The following is a 20,868-nucleotide window of genomic DNA, read 5'->3' as shown; positions in this document are numbered from 1 at the left end:
AGGACGGCATGCGCGGTGGGAGCACGCACGAGGGCGGCGGACACGGTGGCAGCCGGCGCGGCCGGGTGCGGGCCGCGCAACTCGGCGGCGTGGATGCCGTGGAGGTCGGTGACGACGCGCTGACGCTGACCGTCACGTTCCTGGGCAAGGCGCCGCACGGACTCTGCCCGGAGAACATCCGTATCGACGGCGGCCGCCGGATCACCGGCATCGAGGCCGTCGACGTCGCCGTGGAGCGTGAGGAGGACCCGGAACTCGACGACCGGCTGCTGGTGACGCTGGACCGGTCCGGGGACGCGAGCCGCTACCGGCTCTCGGTCGTGGACACGGACCCGTACGGCCGGCCCGGTACGGAGCCGTTCCCCGGCTTCGACCAGCGGTATTTCTCTGCCGAGTTCGACTTCCTCACCGACTGCCCGACGCCGTTCGACTGCAAGGACGGCCCTGCGGGCCGTCTCCCGGAGCCGACGCCCGCATCCGCCGCGGCGCCGGTCATCGACTACACCGCCCGGGACTACGACTCGATCCGCCGGCTGATCCTGGACCGGCTGGCGCTGACCACACCCGGCTGGGTGGAGCGCAACCCGGCGGATCTCGGGATGACGCTGGTGGAGCTGCTGGCGCACACCGGGGACCGGATCAGCTACCAGCAGGACGCCGTGGCGACGGAGGCATACCTGGACACGGCGCGCCGACGGGTGTCGGTGCGGCGCCATGTGCGGCTGATCGACTACCCGATGCACGACGGATGCAATGCGCGTGCCTTCGTCACGGTGGAGGTGGCGCGGGAGCTGACGCTGCTGCCGGGCACGTTCCGGTTCGCCGCCGTCGACGTCCGCACGCCGGGGCCGTGGGACCGTCCGGAGATCGGCGCGGTGATCGAGGACCGTGAGCTTGCGGTTCTCGGGGAGCGCGGTGCCGTCGAGGTGTTCGAGCCGGTGGTCGCGGGCGAGCCGCTGGTCCTGCGCCCCGAACACAACACGATCCGTTTCTGGACGTGGGGCGACGAGGTCTGCTCGCTGCCGCAGGGGGCCACGTCCGCGACCCTGCGCGACGAGTGGGCCGACGAGGAGTGCGCCACGCGCAGGCTCCGACTGCGGCCGGGCGACGTGCTGTTGATCGAGGAGGTGCGCGGGCCGCGCTCCGGCACGCCGGGGGACGCCGACCCGGCGCACCGGCAGGCCGTACGGCTCACCTCCGTCACCCCGGTCGTGGACGCGCTGTGCGACCAGCCGGTGCTGGAGGTGACCTGGGCCGCCGAGGACGCGCCCGCGTTCCCGGTCTGCCTCACCACCCGCGCGGGCCGTGACTGCGAGCCGGTCGGTGATGTCAGTGTGGCGCGGGCCAATGTGGCGCTGGTGGACCACGGGCGGTCGCTGACGTTCGGCGGCCCGTCACCGGAGACGGTGACCGTGCCGCCGGACCCGGCGGTGCTCGGCTCCTGCGACCCCGCCGGCTTCGGCTGCTGGGACCGGGACGCCGGCAACGCCACGGCCGACCTGATCACCGCACGGCTCGACGGGGCCCGGCACGGCCGGCTGCTCACCGCCGAGCACGTACGGGAACTGTCCGCCGTGGTCGGCGAGGCGGAGACGGCCCGTGCGGGGCTCGGCCTCGAACTGGCGGGACGACGACGGGAGAAGGTGGTCCCGGGCACCGCGTACGAGCAGGCGGAGGCGCTGGAGACCCTGCTGGCCCAGGTCGTGTACCCGGGGATCAGGCCTCGGTTCCGTCTCCGGCTGCAGCGCTCCCCCGTCGTCCAGTGCGTGCCGTTCCCGCTGCCCGCGCATGTCTGTGCCGGGCAGGCCGTCCGGCTGACGGGCATACCGGCGCGGGTGCGGCAGCGGCTGGTGGAGCTGTGGCGCAGCGCCCGTGACTGCGACGGGCTGACGGAGGAGGAGATCGCCGAGCTGACCGTGCTGTTCGGGCTGAAGGTACTGGAGCGGTTCGAGCTCCGCCGCCGCCCTGTCCGTGCACTGCGGGAGCTGCTGCACCGCAGCGAGCGACTGCTGGCGGCGAAGCTGCGCAGGCTCGGCGTGCTGACGGCCAGAGCCCGGGCGGGCGCGGTGCTCGACGGGGACATCGCCTGGGAGATCGCGCACACATGGGGGCCCGCGTACGCCGTCGGGCTGCACCCTGACGAGCCCGAACTGCGCGGCCCTGCGGCCGCCCTGGTCCAGGATCCGCGGCAGGCACTGCCGGCGGTGCGCGTCACGGACGGCGACGAGGTCTGGACGCCGCGGCGGGACCTGCTGGCGAGCGGCGCCAGGGACCGGCACGTCGTGGGTGAACTGGAGGACGACGGCCGGATCGCGCTGCGGTTCGGCGACGGCAGGCACGGTGCACGGCCCCGCCCCGGCGCGCGTCTCGAGGTGCACTACCGGCTCGGCGGCGGCACGGCGGGCAATGTCGGCGCCGAGGCGATCAACCATCTGGTGCTGTGTCGCGAACCGGACGAGTCCGAGGCGGGCGACCCGCTGCCGGTGGCGGGGGTGCGCAATCCGCTTCCGGCCGTGGGCGGCACGGAGCCCGAGCCGCTGGAGCGGGTGCGGCAGCTCGCTCCGCTCGATCTGAAGCGCACCCGGATGCGAGCCGTGACCGCGGCGGACTACGCGGCCCTCGCCTCCGGCCTGCCGGGCGTTCAGCGAGCGGCGGCGGAGATCCGCTGGACGGGCAGCGTGCAGGAGGCCCATGTGGCGGTCGACGCGCTGGGCGCCGGCGAGCCCGGCGTGGAGCTGCTCGACTCCGTGTCGCACGCGCTCGAGAGCTGCCGGCGCATCGGCCACGACCTGGTGGTCGGACCGGCACGTGTCGTCCCGCTCGACATCGCACTCACGGTGTGCGCCACGCCCGGGCACCAGCACGGGCAGATCCTTGCCGAGCTGTACCGGCTGCTGGGCCGCGGACTCCTGGCCGACGGGCGGCTCGGCTTCTTCCATCCGGACGCGCTCACGTTCGGCGAACCGGTGCGGCTGAGCCGCCTGGTGGCCGCGGCGGCGGCCGTCCAGGGCGTGGAGAGCGTACGGGTGACCCGCCTGGCACGGCTCTTCGACGCCGGGCGGCTCGGCACCCCCTACGACACCGACTTCGACGACACGGCACTGGAGGCAGGTGTGCTGCGGCTCGGCCCGCTGGAGATCGCACGGTGCGACAACGACCCCGACCGGCCCGAGAACGGGCGGCTGTCCATCGAGCTCGGCGGAGGTGCGCGATGAGCGGCATGTGCGGCTGCGGCTGCGGGAGCCACGACGAGCGCCACGCCCCGCCGGCCCTGCACACTCCGCCCGGACGTACGTCGCTGGACTACCGGGTCGGCGCGTACGGCTCGTTCCTGGCGGCCATGCTGGACCGGCTGGCCTCTCCGGCCTATCCGGCGCTGCGGGGACTCACGGTGCGTACGCCCGACGATCCGGCGATCGGGCTGTTGCAGTCGTGGGCGGTCGTCGGAGACCTGCTCACGTTCCACTCGGAGCGCATCGCGGACGAGGCGTACCTGCGCACGGCGAACGAGCACCGCTCGCTGGCGCTGCTCGGGCGGCTGGTGGGACACCGGCCCCGTCCGGGTGTCGCCGCGGACACGCATCTCGCGTACACGCTGGACCGGGATCCGCGGGAGGCCGAGGTCTCCGTGGTGATTCCGCGGGGCGCGCGCAGCAACAGTGTGCCGACGACGTCCGACGAGCAGTCCCAGGTCTTCGAGACGAGCGAGGACCTCACCGCCCGTGCGTCGTGGAACGAACTCGCGGTGCGGCGGCGCAGGCCGTCGCTGCTCGTCCCGGCCGACCTCGCGCGGCGCTCGCAGATCCAGATCGCGGGGACGGCGTCGGCGCTGAACACCGGTGACCGGCTGCTGTTCGTCTTCGGCGGTGAACGGGGCAAGGGTGACGGCTCTGCCGCCACGAAGGGCGACCGGCGGCTCCTGACCGTTGCCCGGACACGGATCGACCGGGACGACGACGTCACCGTGATCGGTCTGCCGCAGTCGGCGCCGCCGATGCTCAGCGAGCTCGTCGACCAGCTGCGGGAGTGGATCACCGAGGACGAGCGGGAGGTGGAGGACGGGCAGCCGGCCCCCGAAAACCCCAATCCGCGGCCGGTGAGCCGGTACATCGAGGAGTTCGACGCCCAAGTGCTGGCCCCGCTGCGGGCCGATCTGGATTCGGTCAAGTCGCCCGCCGCCTTTGCCGCGCGCCTCGCCGGTCCGCACGAACGGCTGGCGGAGGCCCAGGCCGTGGCCTCGGCGCACGAGGATGTGGCCGCCTGGTTCGAGCAGTTGGAGGCGGTGGTCGGCGATCTGCGCGAGCGGGCCGCCGACCTGGAACCGTCCCGCCCGGCGCCGTCCGATCGGATACAGCCGTCCCCGGGCGCCTCGGCGCTGATGGCGCTCGGCGACGTACTGCCCGCGCTGCGCACCAGGGATGTGCGGCCCGGTGCGGGAGCCCGCTCGGGCGGCGCCCACCCCGCGTCGGCGCCGGGCTCGGACCTGGCGGCGCAGCTGCTGTCGGCGCTGGATCCGCGGGTGGCGGACGGCCTGTACCCGGCGTGGCGGCAGGCCGCCCCGGCCCCGCAGCCGCTGCTGCACGAACTGCTGGCGATGCGGGTGCGGGCTGCGCCGTTCGGTTCGACCGCGCCACTGCGGCCGGTGCAGGACGCCCGCGGCCGGGTGATCAGGCAGACGGACTGGCCGCTGACGGGTGCGGCGCTGACCTCGATGCGGGTCGTCTACGACCCGGCGGGGAGGGTTCCGATACGCGCCGAGTTCCAGCACACCGAGACGGGTTCGTCGGTGCAGCTGTCGGAGAATCTGCCGTCGGAGAAGTCGTTCGACCTGGGCCCCGGGCGGATCACGCTGCGCACCCGGTCGGGCCAGGACCACGACCTGAGTTGGCTGAGCCGGCGCCCGGCGGACTCGCAGGAGCCGGGTGTCACGGCCCGGCTGGAGGACGGACTGCCCGAGCGGACGTTGTTCGTGTCGCGGCCCGGCGACGACGGCCGCGTCCGTGTGGCCGTGCACAACGGCGAGACGAAGAGCTGGCTGCTGGCCCCGGGCGAGCACCATCAGATCCGGCACGGCGACCACGAACTGACGGTCAGGTACACGGTGGGCAGCGAGCCCGCGAACGTCGAGATCGCTGTCGCGACGGTCCCGGAACCGGCCAACCGGCACGTCCTCGCACTCGACTCCGTCCAGGACTCGATCACGGTCGGCAGTTGGGTCGCCGTCGTGCGTCCCCGCAAGGGGCAGGCACCGCCGGACGGGATCCCCGGCGACCCGGCGCTCGCCTTGGTCACCACCAGGGTCACCGCGGTACGGACCGCCGTGTACACCGACTTCGGCATCACGGGCCGCGGTACGGAGCTGACGCTGGCCGACCCCTGGCTGGACGAGCACGACGTGCTGCTGTCCAACGTCCGTGACGCCACCGTCCACGCGGGCGGGCAACCGCTGCGACTCGCCGACGAGCCGCTGGGCGAGGACGTCCACGGCAACGAGCTGGAACTGGCCGAGCTCTACGACGGTTTGCGGCCCGGCCGGCAGCTGGTGGTGTCGGGCGAGCGTACGGACGTCCTTCCGGGGGCGGCCGCCGGGTCGGGGATCACAGGCACCGAAGTGGTCGTCGTCGCCGGCGTCGAGCAGGTCGTGGACCCGCTGCTGCCCGGCGACCATGTGCACACCAGGCTGACGCTCACCACCGACCTGGCCTACCGCTACCGCCGGGACACGGTCCGGGTGCTCGGCAATGTGGTGGCGGCCACCCACGGCGAGAGCAGGGACGAACCGATCGGCAGCGGCGACGCCGATCGCGCCCATCAGACGTTCGCCCTGTGGCAGTCGCCGTTGACGTGGCTGCCCGCCGGCAATCCTCTGGGCGCCGAACCGGCGCTGGAGGTCCGCGTGGACGGTCTGCTGTGGCACACGGTGGACAGTCTGGCGGGGCGCGGCCCGCGCGATCGCGTCTATGTGGCGGGGACGACCGGCGACGGCCGTACCACGGTGACGTTCGGCGACGGGGTGCACGGCGCCCGGCTGCCCAGCGGCAGCGAGAACGTCCGGGCCCGGTACCGCTTCGGCACGGGCCGGGCGGCGAACGTGCGGGCGAACCGCATCTCCCAGGCCGTCACCCGCCCGCTGGGCGTCACCGGTGTCACCAATCCGCAGACGGCGACGGGCGGTGCGGACGCCGACGGGCCGGGGCTGACCCGGCGCACGGTCCCGCTGTCCGTGTCGGCGCTCGACCGGCTGGTGTCGGTGCGGGACTACGAGGACTTCGCCCGCTCCCGGGCGGGCATCGGCCGCGCCGTGGCGCGGGAGGTCTTCGACGGTCGTCGCCGGGTGCTGCACGTGACGGTGTCCGGGGTCGACGACATCCCCGTCGCCGCCGACTCCGGTGTGCTGCGGGCGCTGCGGTCGTCGCTCGCCCAGTACGGCGACACGCGGCTGCCGGTGCGGGTGGACGTCCGCGAGCTGGTCCTGCTGCTGCTTGCGGCGAAGGTGAGGGTCGCCCCGGACCACAGCTGGCAGGTGGTCGAACCCCGGCTGCGGCAGGCTCTGCTGCGGGAGTTCGGGCCGGGCCGCAGGGAATTGGGGCGTCCGGCGCGGCTGTCGGAGGTGATGGCGACCGCCCACCGGGTGCCGGGGGTCGACTTCGTCGACGTGGACGTGTTCGAGGGGGTGCCCGCCTCGGTCACCCCCGGCGGGCTGGCCGGCCTCGCGGACCGGATCGGTGAGCCCCGGACCGCGGTCGGCGCGCGGCTCGCCGAGTACGACGAGGCGGTGTATCGCGTCACCTCGAAGGAGGGCGAAACACTGACCGCCGTCGCCGGCCGGCACGGCATCCCGCTCGCCGAGCTGCTGCGGCTCAACCCGGACATCACCGACACACGCCCGCTGGAGAAGGGGCGCGCGATGTTCGTCTTCCGCGGCATCCGGCCTGCCCAACTCGCCCTGCTGACACCGCAGGTCGCCGACACGCTGATTCTGACGGAGGTCACGGCATGAGCAGGGAACCGGACGGGCTCGCGGAGCTGCTGCCGCAGTGGCACCGGCTCCGCGACGCCGAGCACGGGGAGCCGCTTCGCGCCCTCCTCGCGGTGATCGCCGAGCAGGTCGACCGGGTGCGCGACGGCGTGGAACAGGGCTACGAGGACCTGTTCGTGGAGACCGCGGCCCCCTGGGTGCTGCCGTATCTGGGCGATCTGGTGGGCTACACGCCGCTGCCCGGCTACGAGCGGGTGCCGACGCAGGGGCTGGGGGACGCGGGCGAGGACGAGTCGCGCAGGCGGCTCGCCGAGGCTCTCGCGCCGCGCCGTGACGTCGCCCGGACCGTCGCCAACCGGCGGCGCAAGGGCACCCTGCATCTGCTGGAGGAGCTGGCGCAGGAGGTCGCGGGATGGCCGGCCCGCGCCGTCGAGTTCTCCCGGCTGCTGTCCCACCAGCAGCCGGTCAGGCTGTACGGGTCGGGCACGGCCGCGGCCGATGCACGCCGGCTGGGGCGCGGCCGGACGGCCGACGTACGGGACGGCTTCGGACTCGACCTGGCGGGCGGCCCGTTCGGCACGGCCGCCCGGTCGGTCGATGTGCGCAGGGCGGGCTCCGCCCGGCGTCGGGGCGGCTGGTCCCCCGCCGGCGTGGGGCTGTTCGTATGGCGGCTGAAGCCGTACCACGTCACGCGTGCGCCGGCGTACTGCATCGACCGGGCGCGGAGCCTGTACACGTTCTCGATCCTCGGCAACGACAGCCCGTTGGTGACCAGGCCGGTGCCGGAGCCGTCGGCGACGCACATCGCGACGATCGACAACGTGCCCGCGTACATCCGCCGCCGGCAGCTCGCCGAACGGCTCGCCGACCATTACGGGCCGGGCAAGAGCTTCACGATCTGGCGGGACGGCCAGGACGAGCCGGTGCCGATGTCGGACCTCGTCGTGGCGGACCTCTCCCAGTGGCGCTACCGGCCCCGGCGCGGTCAGGTGGCCGTCGACCCGGTGCTCGGGCGGATCGCCTTCGGTTCGCGCTCCGCGCCCCGGCAGGGGGTGTGGGTCACGTACCACTACGCGTCCGGCGACGACATCGGCGGCGGCGAGTACCCGCGCGAGCGGGACGCCTCGCCGGCGGCGGAGTTCTACCGGGTGGGCCCCGGGCAGCGTTTCCAGCGGATCATGGACGCGTACGAGCAGTGGCGCGGCGACCGGCGGGCCGGCCGCTGCGGTCCGGAAGGCGTCATCGAGATCACGCACAGCGGGGCCTACCAGGAGCAGCTGGACTTCGACCTGGAGCGCGGCGACCGGCTGGAGCTGCGGGCCGCCGAGGGCTGCCGCCCGGTGATCCGGCTGCTCGACTGGTACAGCAACCGGCCGGACGCCCTCAACATCCGTGCCCGCGAGGACGACTGCGGCCCCGGCCCCGACGCACCGCGGATCGTGCTGGACGGTCTGCTCGTCACCGGCCGGGGGCTCAACGTCAGCGGTCCGGTCGGCGCGGTGGTGCTGCGGCACTGCACGCTGGTGCCCGGCTGGTCGCTGGAGCCGGAGTGCGATCCGCACTCCCCCGAGGAGCCGAGCCTGGTCCTGGACCGCACCACGGCGTGCGTGCAGATCGAGCGCAGCATCCTCGGCACGATCGAGGTGATCGGCGACGAGGTGAACCACGATCCGCTGCCCGTCCACATCCGGGACAGCATCCTGGACGCCACGGGGCACGACCGCGCCGCGCTGTCGGCGCCCGACTGCCGGCACGCGCACGCGGTGCTGCACGCGTACCGCACCACGGTCATCGGCGAGGTGCACACGCACGCGGTCGAGATCGGCGAGAACAGCATCTTCACCGGCCGGATGCGGGTGGCCCGGCGGGGCGTCGGCGCTCTGCGCTTCTCGTACGTTCCGGCGGGCTCGCGCACTCCCCGCCGCCACCGTTGCCAACCGGATCTCGCGGGCGGCGGGGACGCGCCGCCGGTGCGGCCGCTGCTTGCCGGCGAACGGTACGGCACTCCCGACTACGGCCGGCTGTCGGACGGTTGCCCCGAGGAGATCCGGCGGGGCGCGGACGACGGTTCGCAGATGGGCGTCTTCCACGATCTGTACGAGCCGCAGCGCGAGGACAGCCTGCGGGCCCGGCTCGCCGAGTACACCCCGGCCGGGACGGACGCCGGGATCATCCCCGTCACCTGACACCACTTTCTTCCGACTGGCGAATCTCATCTAGGGGGACCCCTCCTCATGCACGCTGACATCTCCCGTGACACCTTCCGGCCGGACCGGCACTACTCGGCGGTGGTCGCGCAGCAGGGCCGTGTCCAGCTGGACGCGGACGCCAACGAGCAGGCGGCGATCCAGCTGCACCAGGCCCGTACCGTCGCGTCCGACCTGATCGGCGCGCACGGCGGCCCACGCGGCGCGGCCGGTTTCGAGGTGCGCTTCCTCGGCGGCAGCCGGGAGCTCGACGATCTGTCCATCGGCGGGGGCCGCTATTACGTCGACGGCATCCTCGTCGACGCGACCCGCCCCGCACCGGGCGTCCCCGTGGTCGACGACGACGGCAGGGACGAGACCGCCCCGAACACCCCGGAGCAGGCGGCCACTTGGACGTACTGGGACCAGCCCGACGCGCACCGCGACCCGGAGCGGCCGGGCGACCGGCTGCCCGTCCAGTTCCCGTATCTGGCCTGCCTCAAGGTGTGGGAACGGACGGTCACCGCGGCGGAGGACCCGCTGCTGCGTGAAGTGGCGCTCGGGTCCGCGATGCCGGACACGGCCGCCAGGCTGAAGGTGGTGTGGCAGGTGGTGCCCGTGCCCGCCTCGGAGCTGGACGTGGAGGACGGCGCCACGAAGGACCAGGTGCGCGAGGCGTTCGACAAGTGGGCGGCGGCGCAGGCTCCGACGGCCCGGCTGGCCGCACGCAGCGAGCGGCCGGACCACGCGGACGAGGACCCGTGCCTGGTGAAGCCGGACGCCCGCTACCGCGGCCCGGAGAACCAGCTGTACCGGGTGGAGGTCCATGAGGGCGGCGCGGCGAAGGACGCGACGTTCAAGTGGTCGAGGGAGAACGGCTCCGTGACCTTCCCGGTCGACGAACTGGACGGCACCTGGGCTGAATTGGCGTCGCTCGGGAGCGACGACAAACTCGATCTGAACGTGGGCGACTGGGTCGAGTTCGTCGACACCGCCTACACCAGCCGCCGGGAGCCCCTGCCGCTGCTGCGAATCGAGGAACTCGACCTGCCCGGACGCAGGGTTCGGCTGTCGGGTGAGCCGCACCCGACGGTGGGCCGCCGTCTTGAGCTGCACCCGTACCTCCGCCGCTGGGACCACCGCCCCGGTTCGCGCCCTGCGGGCTCCGGACGGTCCAAGGGCGGCGCGCCGAAGTCGCGGGGCGGTGCGCTGCGAATCGAGGAAGGCACGTGGCTACCCCTGGAGGACGGGGTGTTCGTGTACTTCGAGCCGGGACGCACATACCGCAGCGGTGACTTCTGGACGGTGCCGGCGCGGACGGCGACGGGCAGTGTCGAGTGGCCGACGGACGCCGCCCGGCGCCCGCTGCTGCGCTCCCCGCACGGTGTCCGGGTGCACCACGCACCGCTGGCGTGGGTGCTCGGCGAAGGGTCGGTGGCCGATCTCCGCCTGGTCTTCGGACCGTTGGCCGCGCCGATCCCCGCGGCGGACGCGGAGGCGCTCGCCGCGGAGGCGAGTGCGGAACAGGAGGCCGTCGCGGCGGAGCGTTCCGCCGCGGGGAGTTCGGCCGGGCCCGCCACCGGGCAAAACGATCAGGGACGGCCCGAGAACTGACCGTCTCCCGGGAAGGAGCACCACGATGGCAACGCCTCTGACCGCCGACAAACTACTCAGAGCCTTACGTAACGAGGGACTGCGTGTGGTCGAGCACCGCAGTTGGCGCACACACAACCGCAACCACAAGGGCCCCTGGGGCCCGGTGAACGGTGTGATGATCCATCACACCGTGACCTCGGGCACCTCGAGCTCCGTCGAGCTCTGCTACAACGGCCACTCGAGCCTGCCCGGCCCGCTGTGCCACGGGGTGATCGCCAAGGACGGCACGGTGTACCTCGTGGGCAACGGGCGCGCCAACCACGCGGGACTCGGTGACGACGACGTGCTGCGTGCCGTGATCAACGAGTCGGCGCTGCCCGCGGACAACGAGGCCAACACGGATGGCAACCGCCATTTCTACGGCTTCGAGTGCATCAACCTCGGCGACGGCAAGGACCCGTGGCCGGCGGCGCAGCTGGAGGCCGTCGAGAAGGCGGCGGCCGCGATCTGCCGGGCCCACGGCTGGACGCACCGCTCGGTGATCGGGCACAAGGAGTGGCAGCCGGGCAAGGTCGATCCGCGCGGGTTCACGATGGACTCGATGCGCAGCCGTATCAGTGAACGGCTCGGCGGCAAGCCGCCGGGGCCGACGAACCCGCCCGCTCCGACGTACGAGCCGTTTCCCGGTGCGGCGTTCTTCCAAGTGGGGCGGCGCAGCGCCATCATCACGGCGATGGGCAAGCGCCTGGTGGCCGAGGGCTGCGGCCGGTACGAGGTGGGCCCCGGACCCGACTGGTCCGAGGCCGACCGCAAGTCGTACGCCGCGTGGCAGCGCAAGCTCGGCTACTCGGGCAGCGACGCGGACGGCATTCCGGGCAGGACGAGCTGGGACAAGCTCAAGGTGCCCAACGTCTGACCGGCGGCCCCCCGCCGAACGGCCGGGCGACCCTGTGCGCTGTGCACGGGGCCGCCCGGCCGTCGCACGCCACGGCTCCCGGCCGTAGGCTTTCCACAGGAGAGCCGACACGAGACGCGCCATGATGAGAGCAGCGGACGGGCACACGGCCGAAGAGGGCCGCTTCACGCATCGCCGGGCCGAGCTGGTCTACGACGACTGCGGTGAGGGGCCGCTCGCCGTGTACGCACACGGCGGTTTCGTCAGTCAGGCCGCCGAGGACCGGATGGGGCTGTTCGAGTGGGCGCCGGTCCTCGAAGCGGGGCAGCGTCTGGTCCGTTACGACGCGCGGGGGCACGGCCGGTCGACCGGCGACCCCGTGGGCTCCGACTACACCTACCCGTCGCTCGCCGCCGACCTGCTGGCCCTGCTCGACCACCTGGCCGCCCCCGAACCTGTCAGCGCGATGGGCTCCTCGATGGGTTGCGGGACGGTACTGCACGCGGCTGTGCACGCACCGGACCGGTTCTGTCGCCTGGTCCTGCTCATCCCACCGACGGCGTGGACGACGCGGGAGGCCCATGCGCGGGCCGACCGTGAATCCGCCGACACCATCGAAGAACAGGGCCTGGACGCGTGGCTCGCCGCCAAGGCGCAGCAGCCCCGCCCCGCCGTCGTGGCGGACGTCCCCGAGGTCCCCCCGACGCCGACCGAGCGGACACTGCCCGCGGTCCTCCGCGGGCTGTCGGTGTCCGACCTGCCCTCCCCCGGCGCGATCGCCGCGCTGCGTCAGCCCACCCTGGTCCTCAGCTGGGTGGACGACCCGGGCCACCCCCTGTCGACCGCGGAAGCACTGGCCGGTCTGCTGCCCCACGCCGTCCTGCACGTGTCCGCGACACGCGCCGACATCCGGACGTGGGGCGCCCGCATCGCAGAGCATCTGACCCGTCCCAGGCCCTAGCGAACCTGCTCCCGGTGCGCGCGCTCAGCCCTTCGCGGCGGCCGGGCCCGACGGCTGGGTCTCGAAGTCCCAGGAGCCGCGCTTGAACGCGGGCCGGAAGTCGGGGTGGTCCTCCCAGTGCCGCGCGACAGCGACCAGCTGGTCCCAGTTGCAGGCGAGTGTCTGGTCCATGACCTTTCGGAGCTCCGTCTCGGCCGTGCTGCGCTGTTCGAGGATCCCCTTCACGGCCGCTGCGCTCGAAACCGTGCCGCGCAGGGCGCGCAGGGCCCGGGAGGTGTCGTCCATTCCGAAGCCGTGCTCGCTGCCGGTCTCGGCGTCGAAGAGCGGACGGAGCCGGTCCTCGACGAAGGAAGTGATCTTCTCGAAGTGCAGCTGGTCCATGACGGCTCCGTTTCCGCCGTGCCACCGAACAAGGCCCCGGCATGTCGGGTGGTTCACCCGTTGCCGGGCGTGCTGAACGCGCGTCGGCGCGCGCCCCACAGGATAGCCGCAGACTCCGTCACGTACGCCGCCACCTGGGTCTTCGCCCTGGGGCCGTCGCCGGGGGCCGTCAGGTCGTGAGGTGGAAACGGATCGCGGTGCCCTCGGGGCCGGTATGGACGCGTACCAGGTCCGAGAGGTAGTGGACCATCAGCAGGCCCCGGCCGCCGATCTGGTCGCGCACGGGCGGGCGCCGGCCGGCAAGTGGGTCGTTCAGCTGCCCGAAGTCCCGGACGTCGCACAGGATCTGGCCGTCCTCCGCCCACACCGCCACGGTGCCGGATCCGCCGCCGTGCACCACGCTGTTGGTGGTCAGCTCGGCGACGGCCAGGGCGAAGTCGTCGAGGCGTTCGCCGGCCAGGCCCAGGGCCTTCGCCTGGTCGACCGCGAAGTTCCGTGCGACGGGGAGGCGTTCGGCGTCGAACGTCAAGATGTCGGCGTGCGGCGGTCGGATCAGCGGCCGGTTGTAGGCGGCCACGACGCCGTCGGGGTCAAAGGTGCCGCTGCGCTCCTGTCTGCCTCCGTCGACGACGACGGGGTGCGTGGCGTACGCGTCGGCGAGGACCTCGGCATCGAGCTCCGCGGCGTCGTACGGGCAGAGGATGGTGACGCTCCTGCCATGGAAAGCGGCATTGATCAGCGCCTCGTGCTGAACACAGGCGGGGTATTCGACCGGCGTACGGCCGGGCCAGATCGGTTCACCGATGATGTGCACCCGCCCGTTCGGGTGGGCGTCCGCGAAGGCCCGGAGCACCCGGGGAATGATGCGCCCGGGGTTGCGGCCGGCGTCCTCCATGTCGACGAGGTGCACGGCATCGGCGTCCGCCCCCAGCTCGGCCCTCAGCAGTGCCAGCTTGTGGCCGGGGACCGCCACGGCCACCGGCTCGCCCGCGGCGAGCCCGTCCTGGATGAACGGCACCGTCCCGGCCAGATACTCCTCGGTACCCCGGTAGAACAGCGCGGGGTGGACGAACGAATCGGCGACGCGGGTCATCGCGTCACCTCGATCACCGACAGATCCGGCCAGAACATCTCCAGCGCGCGGCGCAGTGCACGCGGCGGCCTCTGCAGGACCATGCGTCGTCCCGTGCCGAGGTGCTGGGCCGCGACGGCCACCGCGGACGCGCCCGCGACGTCCACGAACGTCACACTGGACAGGTCCAGGTGGACGTCGCCGTCCCCTGCGACCAGGTCCTCGAGGGCATGCTCCCACGCGTCGTGCGTGGTCAGGACGACCTCACCGGTCACATGCATTCCCGGCGGGTCCGTCATCCGGCGGATCTTCAATGCGGCCACCCTTTGGGGCAACGGTGCTTCCTGCGGGTCCACGTCGTACGAGTCAGTCACCCGCGGACCTCCGAGACCATGGGGTACCGGGGCATCATCGCACGGCACAGGCCGGGCCGGCGCGGGTATCCGTGTCCTCGGCGGGCGGCTCACGGTCCGGCGGGCACGGCCGGGCGAGTTGCTGCCGCGTCGCCCGGCAGTACCCAACACGGTGTTCAGAACCGGACGGTGTCGACGGTGACGATCTCGGCGCCCATGTTGCGCCGCATCATCCGCAACGCGGCGTCCGCCAGGTCCTGGTGGATGTGGGCGACGGCGTCCCGGGGAACGCTGACGTCCAGGTGGCGGATGTGGGCGTCGAGGGCGGAGTACAGGATGCACTGTTCGGTCACCTGACCGCAGAGCACGACGTGCCGTACGTCCAGCTGACCCAGCAGATAGGCAAGCGGCGTCTCGTAGAAGATCGAGTGGCGGGCCTTGACGACGAAGAGCGAGTTCTCGTCGGGCTGCACGGGCTCGACGAGGTGCGCGTGGTCGCCGGACAGGGCGGTCCGCAGGATCTCGCCGTGGTGGGAGCGCCACTCGCCGAAGTTGTCGTTGACGTAGATGACCGGCACGCCTTGGCCGCGCGCGGTCTCCAGCAGCCGCACGACGGCGGGTACCGCCTTCTCGGCGGAGGGCAGCAGCAGGTCGGCGTCGGCATGGTCATAGGTGTTGATCATGTCGATGACGATGACCGCGCTGCCGCCCATTTCACCGACTCACAGTGCGCGCAGTGCGGGCAGCAGTTTGCTCTGCGCCCAGTCCAGGAAGGGCTGTTGCTGGTCGCCGCCGATCTGGACTAGGGCGACCTCGTCGAAGCCCGCTTCGACATAGGGGCGCACGGCCTCGGTGAAGACGCCGATGTCGTCGCCGCAGGGGATCGCCTCGGCCACGTCGTCCGGCGTGACCAGTGAGGTGGCCTGTTCGAACGAGGGGGGTCCCGGGAGCTCCGCGTTGACCCGCCAGCCGCCGAGGGCCCAGCGGAACTGGTCGTGCGCCCTTTTCACCGCGGCGTCGCGGTCGGTGTCGTATGCGACGGGCAGCTGTCCGATGCGAGGCTTGCCGGAGCCGCCGTACTGGTCGAAGGCCTCGAGGAGTTCCCGCTTCGGTTCGGTGGCGATGGCCAGGTCCGCCGTCCGGCCGGCGACCGCGCAGGACTTGTCGCCCGACACGGCGACTCCGATCGGCACCCGCTCCTCGGGCACGTCCCAGAGCTTGGCGTCGACGACGTCGAAGTGCGCGCCGTGGTGGGTGACGTGCTCGCCGTCGAGGAGCCTGCGGATGATGCCGGCCGCCTCGTCGAGCATCTCGAGGCGCACATGCGCGGCCGGCCAGTCGGCGCCGACGACATGCTCGTTGAGGTTCTCGCCGGAGCCGAGCCCGAGCCGGAAGCGCCCCTCGGACAGCAGTTGCACCGTCGCCGCCTTCTGGGCGACGACCGCCGGGTGGTAGCGGATGGTCGGGCAGGTCACGAAGGTCATCAGCGGGATGCGCGAGGTGGCCTGGGCGGCCGCTCCGAGGACGCTCCAGGCATACGGCGCGTGGCCCTGCGAGGCCAGCCACGGGAAGTAGTGGTCGGAGATGACGGAGAAGTCGAAGCCCGCCTTCTCCGCGGCGACCACATGGCCCACGAGCTCCCGCGGGCCGGCCTGCTCGGTCATCATCGTGTATCCGAACCGCACCATGCTCAGTCTCCTTACTGCGCGCCGTGCCACAGGGTCGTGACGTTGCAGAACTCGCGGATGCCGTGACCGGACAACTCGCGCCCGTAGCCGGACCGTTTGACTCCGCCGAACGGCAGCGCCGGGTGGGACGCGGTCATCCCGTTGAAGAACACACCGCCCGCCTCGAGATCCCGGGCGAACCGCTCCACCTCGGCCTCGTCGCGGGTCCACGCGTTCGAGCTGAGGCCGAAGGGGCTGTCGTTGGCGACGGCGACGGCCTCGCCGACACCGGAAACCCGGTAGACGGAGGCGACCGGACCGAAGGCCTCCTCGTGATGGATGCGCATCTCTTGGGAGATACCGGTCAGCACGGTGGGCTCGTAGTACCAGCCGCGGTCGAAGTTGCTCGGCCGGCGGCCTCCGCACCGTGCCGTCGCCCCGCGGTTCACGGCGTCGTCGACGAGCTCCTCGAGATCCTGTCGGCCCTGCTCACTGGCCAACGGGCCGACATCCGTGGCCTCGTCCATCGGGTCGCCGACGGTGAGTCCCTCCATGGCGGCCGAGAAGCGGTCGCAGAAGTCGTCGTACACGTCGGTGTGCACGATGAACCGTTTGGCGGCGATGCAGGACTGACCGTTGTTCTGGACGCGGGCCGTCACCGCGGTGCTCACCGCGCGCCCGAGGTCCGCGGAGGGCATGACGACGAAGGCGTCGCTGCCTCCGAGCTCCAGCACGGTCTTCTTGACCTCGTCCCCCGCCACGGTGGCGACGGCCCGGCCGGCGCCCTCGCTGCCGGTGAGTGTCGCGGCGGCCACCCGGGGATCGCGCAGGACGGACTCGATCGCGCCGGAGCCGACGAGCAGAGTCTGGAAGCAGCCCTGCGGGTATCCGGCGCGGCTGAACAGGTCCTCCAGGTACAGCGCGGTCTGGGGCACGTTCGACGCGTGCTTGAGCAGGCCCACGTTGCCGGCCATCAGGGCGGGCGCCGCGAAGCGGACGACCTGCCAGAGCGGGAAGTTCCACGGCATGACGGCGAGTACCACGCCGAGCGGCCGGTAGCGGACGGTGGCCCGTGCGGCTCCGGAGTCCTCGACGTCGTCGGCCGGCGGATGTTCGTCGGCCAGCAGCTGTTCGGCACGGTCGGCGTACCACCGCATGGCCTTGACGCACTTGGCCGCCTCCGCGCGGGCGGCGCCGATCGGCTTGCCCATCTCCGTGGTCATCACCCGGGCGATGTTCTGCTGGTCCTCTTCCAGCAGGTCGGCGGCCCGGTTCAGCAGGGCCGCCCGGTCGCTGAAGGGCAGGGTGCGGTGGTGCTCGAAGGCGGACCGGGCCAGGGCGAGACGTCGCTCGATCTCCTCGGGGCCCAGCGCTTCGAAGGTCTTGAGAGTCTCGCCGGTCGCGGGGTTGACGGTGGCGATGGGCATGAGCGGTCCTCCTCTTGCTGCTGTGCCGGGCGGGTCCTGTGCCGTGCCGGGGCGCGCTCGTGCTGAGCGGGCGCGCCGGGGCGCGACCGTCAGATCTCGTCCTGGTGGACGCCGCTGCAGAGCCGCAACTGGACGTCCTTCTCCTGGTCACCCGCGGCCATGCCCTCCTCCAGCAGGTCGAAGGCCGCGGCCAGCGTCGCCTGCATCCGGTCCACGGCCCAGTAGCCGCCCTGCAACTCCGCCGTCACCGGCGCCGCGAGCCGCACCGGCTCCGCGTCGCCGTGCGGCTTGGCCACGTCGAAGATCGAGGACCACACGGTCATGTGGCCCTCCGACACGTACTGGGGGGTGTCACCCGCCTCACGCTCCGAGTCGAACGACCGGCTCAGGGCTCGGAAGACGGCGTCGGCGTCCTCCCTGGAGCAGCCGCTGAGCGTCACAGCGACGGACGTCGCGGATTCCTGTGCACTGTTCACCGTGTTTCCTGCCTCTCGGATGTCGTCCCCGCGTGTCCTGCTCCTGCTTCCCGGCACGCCGCCGCGCAGTCTCCGCAACCACTCCAGCCTGACCCGGCGGCCTTCCGGGTGCGAGCGGACCGGGGCCGGATGCCCGAGGCGGACCGCGGGGACCGTCGGGTACCCACGCGCCCTCCGGCCGGAACATGGAGAAAGGTGTAGCCGCCCGGAATATCTACGAGCCGTACGAACGTTCAAGGTTCATGTACTTTCGGCGGGCGGCATCAGCCGCCTGCCCTTGCTGACGAGCGCCGGGCCGATCGCCCGGCGCTCCTTCACGTCCGCCGCCCCGGAGGCCGCCCGCATGCAGCAGTCGACGACCGAACCGCCCGCGCGGAGTCCCGGGGACGTGCCGGTTGATCCGCCGGAGCACAGAACCAGGGGCGTCGTGCCCGTCCTGGCCTTCGCGGGAATCGCTGTCGCCGTGATGCAGACCCTCCTGGTCCCGGTCATCAAGGACCTGCCGACGCTCCTGGCCGCGTCGGCCGCCGACGCGACGTGGGTGCTGACGGCCACGCTGCTCGCGGGTGCTGTCGCGACCCCAGTCATGGGACGGCTCGGCGACCTGTACGGCAAGCGCCGGATGCTGCTCACGAGCCTCGCGGTGATGGTGTTCGGTTCCCTCGTCTGCGGCTTCACCGACAACCTGCTGATCATGATCGTCGGGCGTGCGCTGCAGGGCTTCGCCATGGGTGCGATACCGCTCGGCATCGGCATCATGCGCGATCTCCTGCCGCCGCGGCGGCTCGGGGCCGCGATGGGGCTGATGAGCTCGTCGATCGGGGTCGGCGGCGGACTGGCGCTCCCCGCCGCGGCACTCGTGGCCCAGCACGCCGACTGGCACGCACTGTTCTTCGCCTCCGCCGGCCTGGGCCTCCTCTCGATGCTGCTGACCGTTCTTGTCGTCCCGGAGTCGCCGCTGCGCGCGCCGGGCCGCTTCGACCGGCTCGGCGCGCTCGGGCTCAGCGCCGGACTCGTGTGTCTGCTGCTGCCGGTCACCAAGGGCACCGACTGGGGCTGGACGTCGCCGACCACCCTCGGCCTGTTCGGCGGAGCCGCGGTGCTCCTGCTCCTGTGGGGCCTGTGGGAGCTGCGCAGTTCGACGCCGCTGGTCGACCTGCGGACGTCCGCGAGGCGGGAGGTGCTCCTGACCAACCTCGCCTCGATCATGGTGGGAGTCGCCTTCTACGCGATCTCCCTGGTGCTCCCCCAGCTGCTGCAGCTGCCCCGGTCGACCGGCTACGGCCTGGGCATGTCGATGGTCGTCGCGGGTCTGTGCGTCGCCCCGCTCGGCATCACGATGATGTTCGTGGCCCCGCTGTACGCGCGGATCTCGACTCGGCGCGGACCGAAGGTCTCGCTGATGCTCGGTCTGCTGGTCATCGCGATCGGTTACGGCGCGGGTCTCGGGCTGATGAGCGCGGCCTGGCAGACGGTGGTTGTCTCCGTGGTGGTGGGCGCCGGTATCGGCCTTGCGTACTCGTCGCTGCCGACGCTGATCATCGGCGCCGTCGACCCGTCGGAGACCGGGGCGGCCAACGGGCTGAACACGCTGATGCGTTCCATCGGCACGTCCGTGTCGAGCGCGGTCATCGGCATGGTGCTCGCGCACACCTCCGTGCGCGTCGGCGCGGCGGAGGTGCCGAGCATGCAGGGCTTCCGCATCGCGTTCCTGATCGCCACGGCCGCCGTGCTCGTCGGGTTCGTACTGGCCGCCTTCCTGCCCGCCCGCAAGAACGTGGAGCAGCCGTGGCTGGTTGCCTCGGGGCCGGACGACACGGCGGACTCGGACCGTCGTCCGGAGCGCTCGGCGGCGGGCCCGGAGGGGTCGGCGCCGGTGCCGCTCAGGAGAAATGCCACATCGCGGACCTGGCGACCGTAGGTCGAACTCAACGCGTGTCACATCGCATCCCCTTTATGGCGAACGTGATGATGGCTGCACAGGTCGAGGCGGACTCCGACAGGACCCCTCTCCTGCACCGTGCAACCTGGAGACACAGATGAACCTTGAGTGCGCAATCGAACGGCGCAAAGCGATTCAACTGGGAGGGATGATTGCCCTCGGGGCGGGCGGTGTATTCGTGGGCGCCTGCAACGATACGGGCCCCCCGAAGCCCAGCCCGACGGGAAATCCTGAACCGTTGCCGTCACTGACGGAGCGCAACTATATCTTCGGGTACGGGTCCCTGATTCAGCGAGAATCGCGGACCACCACCTGGCTCAAGGCGGAAGAAGCCGTGCCGGCGGTAGTTAGGGGAATCAGCCGCGGCTGGTACGACCGGGTGGACACGGCCAGCTGGGGCCCTACGTATGTGGGGGCCGTCCCCAAAAGGGACGCCAGATGCAATGGCGTCATCTTCGCTGTCGCCCCGGAGGAACTCAGGGCCTTCGCGCGACGTGAATCCGGGTACCGGCTTACTCGGATCCCGTCACGCGACATTTCCATGCTGGATGGCAGCAAAAGTCCTCCAGTCGGCACCGTGTGGTATTTCGCAAACGTCGCCCGACGTTATCCGAGCGAGCGCTTCCCCATCGTGCAGTCCTATGTGGACGCGTGTCTGGACGGCTGCCTGGAAAACGAGGTCAGCTATCCAGAAGCCCGAGAAGCTCAATTCGCCAAAGAATTCATGAGAACGACAACCGACTGGCAGACGCCATGGTTCAACGACCGGATCCACCCCTGGCGGCCCTTCGTGTACGTTCCTCGCGCCAACGCCATCGACTCACTGATTCGTCACGAACTCGGAGAGGACCTCTTCGACAGCATTACGCTCCCCCGTCGTTGACCTGCTCGGTTGCACGCGCGCCAGGGCCGCCTTGGGCAAGAGACGGAGGC

At 72.0% G+C, this 20,868-nt stretch carries 15 protein-coding genes; 8 read left to right on the top strand and 7 right to left on the bottom strand.

Annotated elements, in window-relative coordinates:
• The first annotated feature begins 8 nt into the window (after nt 1–8).
• From ABZ070_RS04815 to ABZ070_RS04790, 6 genes are all read left to right on the top strand, one after another.
• Nucleotides 9–3,215: a putative baseplate assembly protein gene (locus ABZ070_RS04815; RefSeq protein WP_356629961.1), complete on the top strand. Its 3,207-nt coding sequence runs from the start codon at nt 9–11 to the stop codon at nt 3,213–3,215.
• On the top strand, nt 3,212–7,000 hold the full coding sequence (locus ABZ070_RS04810; RefSeq protein ID WP_356629936.1) for a putative baseplate assembly protein: 3,789 nt from the start codon (nt 3,212–3,214) through the stop codon (nt 6,998–7,000). The genes ABZ070_RS04815 and ABZ070_RS04810 overlap by 4 nt, the downstream gene beginning before the upstream one ends.
• A complete protein-coding gene (locus ABZ070_RS04805; protein WP_356629934.1) occupies nt 6,997–9,165 on the top strand; it encodes a hypothetical protein in 2,169 nt (722 codons plus the stop codon). Before ABZ070_RS04810 ends, ABZ070_RS04805 begins: the two co-directional genes overlap by 4 nt.
• A gap of 48 nt (nt 9,166–9,213) precedes the next feature.
• Nucleotides 9,214–10,779, top strand: coding sequence for a DUF6519 domain-containing protein (locus ABZ070_RS04800; RefSeq protein ID WP_356629932.1), 1,566 nt, complete (start codon nt 9,214–9,216; stop codon nt 10,777–10,779).
• 25 nt (nt 10,780–10,804) lie between these two features.
• Entirely contained in the window at nt 10,805–11,677 is an 873-nt protein-coding gene (locus ABZ070_RS04795; RefSeq protein ID WP_356629930.1) for a peptidoglycan-binding protein, read from the top strand.
• Nucleotides 11,678–11,798: 121 nt separating this feature from the next.
• Complete coding sequence (locus ABZ070_RS04790; protein WP_356629928.1) at nt 11,799–12,617, top strand: alpha/beta hydrolase; 819 nt, start codon at nt 11,799–11,801, stop codon at nt 12,615–12,617.
• A 24-nt stretch (nt 12,618–12,641) separates the two neighbouring features.
• Here ABZ070_RS04790 and ABZ070_RS04785 read toward each other — a convergent pair whose 3' ends face one another.
• From ABZ070_RS04785 to ABZ070_RS04755, 7 genes are all read right to left on the bottom strand, one after another.
• The gene (locus ABZ070_RS04785) at nt 12,642–12,998 is read right to left on the bottom strand and encodes a hypothetical protein (RefSeq protein ID WP_356629926.1); all 357 of its coding nucleotides are present in this window, start codon (nt 12,996–12,998) and stop codon (nt 12,642–12,644) included.
• A 169-nt stretch (nt 12,999–13,167) separates the two neighbouring features.
• On the bottom strand, nt 13,168–14,091 hold the full coding sequence (locus ABZ070_RS04780) for an anti-sigma factor RsbA family regulatory protein (RefSeq protein WP_356629924.1): 924 nt from the start codon (nt 14,089–14,091) through the stop codon (nt 13,168–13,170).
• Entirely contained in the window at nt 14,088–14,444 is a 357-nt protein-coding gene (locus tag ABZ070_RS04775; RefSeq protein ID WP_356629922.1) for an STAS domain-containing protein, read from the bottom strand. The genes ABZ070_RS04780 and ABZ070_RS04775 overlap by 4 nt, the downstream gene beginning before the upstream one ends.
• A 155-nt stretch (nt 14,445–14,599) precedes the next feature.
• The gene (locus tag ABZ070_RS04770) at nt 14,600–15,136 is read right to left on the bottom strand and encodes an isochorismatase family cysteine hydrolase (protein ID WP_356629920.1); all 537 of its coding nucleotides are present in this window, start codon (nt 15,134–15,136) and stop codon (nt 14,600–14,602) included.
• A 9-nt stretch (nt 15,137–15,145) separates the two neighbouring features.
• Nucleotides 15,146–16,111, bottom strand: a complete 966-nt coding sequence (locus tag ABZ070_RS04765) for an LLM class F420-dependent oxidoreductase (protein ID WP_356629918.1) — start codon at nt 16,109–16,111, stop codon at nt 15,146–15,148.
• Between the two features lie 11 nt (nt 16,112–16,122).
• A complete protein-coding gene (locus ABZ070_RS04760; RefSeq protein ID WP_356629916.1) occupies nt 16,123–17,517 on the bottom strand; it encodes an NADP-dependent succinic semialdehyde dehydrogenase in 1,395 nt (464 codons plus the stop codon).
• A gap of 89 nt (nt 17,518–17,606) precedes the next feature.
• Nucleotides 17,607–17,993 (bottom strand): hypothetical protein, encoded by a 387-nt coding sequence (locus ABZ070_RS04755; RefSeq protein WP_356629914.1) that lies wholly within the window; start codon nt 17,991–17,993, stop codon nt 17,607–17,609.
• A 343-nt stretch (nt 17,994–18,336) separates the two neighbouring features.
• Here ABZ070_RS04755 and ABZ070_RS04750 point away from each other — a divergent pair, with 343 nt between their 5' ends.
• A complete protein-coding gene (locus ABZ070_RS04750) occupies nt 18,337–19,914 on the top strand; it encodes an MFS transporter (RefSeq protein WP_356629959.1) in 1,578 nt (525 codons plus the stop codon).
• A 118-nt stretch (nt 19,915–20,032) separates the two neighbouring features.
• The gene (locus ABZ070_RS04745; protein WP_356629912.1) at nt 20,033–20,818 is read left to right on the top strand and encodes a gamma-glutamylcyclotransferase family protein; all 786 of its coding nucleotides are present in this window, start codon (nt 20,033–20,035) and stop codon (nt 20,816–20,818) included.
• Nucleotides 20,819–20,868: the final 50 nt, after the last annotated feature.

The organism is Streptomyces sp. NPDC006283, from assembly GCF_040613325.1.
Taxonomy (GTDB): domain Bacteria; phylum Actinomycetota; class Actinomycetes; order Streptomycetales; family Streptomycetaceae; genus Streptomyces.
Note: the sequence above shows the minus strand (reverse complement) of the source record. Positions and strands in the feature narration are given on the sequence as shown.

Excerpts from the sequence above, each read along its gene's own strand:
- ABZ070_RS04815 (WP_356629961.1), top strand. The coding sequence starts at position 9 with ATGCGCGGTGGGAGCACGCACGAGGGCGGCGGACACGGTGGCAGCCGG.
- ABZ070_RS04810 (WP_356629936.1), top strand. The coding sequence starts at position 3,212 with ATGAGCGGCATGTGCGGCTGCGGCTGCGGGAGCCACGACGAGCGCCAC.
- ABZ070_RS04805 (WP_356629934.1), top strand. The coding sequence starts at position 6,997 with ATGAGCAGGGAACCGGACGGGCTCGCGGAGCTGCTGCCGCAGTGGCAC.
- ABZ070_RS04800 (WP_356629932.1), top strand. The coding sequence starts at position 9,214 with ATGCACGCTGACATCTCCCGTGACACCTTCCGGCCGGACCGGCACTAC.
- ABZ070_RS04795 (WP_356629930.1), top strand. The coding sequence starts at position 10,805 with ATGGCAACGCCTCTGACCGCCGACAAACTACTCAGAGCCTTACGTAAC.
- ABZ070_RS04790 (WP_356629928.1), top strand. The coding sequence starts at position 11,799 with ATGATGAGAGCAGCGGACGGGCACACGGCCGAAGAGGGCCGCTTCACG.
- ABZ070_RS04785 (WP_356629926.1), bottom strand. The coding sequence starts at position 12,998 with ATGGACCAGCTGCACTTCGAGAAGATCACTTCCTTCGTCGAGGACCGG.
- ABZ070_RS04780 (WP_356629924.1), bottom strand. The coding sequence starts at position 14,091 with ATGACCCGCGTCGCCGATTCGTTCGTCCACCCCGCGCTGTTCTACCGG.
- ABZ070_RS04770 (WP_356629920.1), bottom strand. The coding sequence starts at position 15,136 with ATGGGCGGCAGCGCGGTCATCGTCATCGACATGATCAACACCTATGAC.
- ABZ070_RS04765 (WP_356629918.1), bottom strand. The coding sequence starts at position 16,111 with ATGGTGCGGTTCGGATACACGATGATGACCGAGCAGGCCGGCCCGCGG.
- ABZ070_RS04760 (WP_356629916.1), bottom strand. The coding sequence starts at position 17,517 with ATGCCCATCGCCACCGTCAACCCCGCGACCGGCGAGACTCTCAAGACC.
- ABZ070_RS04750 (WP_356629959.1), top strand. The coding sequence starts at position 18,337 with ATGCAGCAGTCGACGACCGAACCGCCCGCGCGGAGTCCCGGGGACGTG.
- ABZ070_RS04745 (WP_356629912.1), top strand. The coding sequence starts at position 20,033 with ATGAACCTTGAGTGCGCAATCGAACGGCGCAAAGCGATTCAACTGGGA.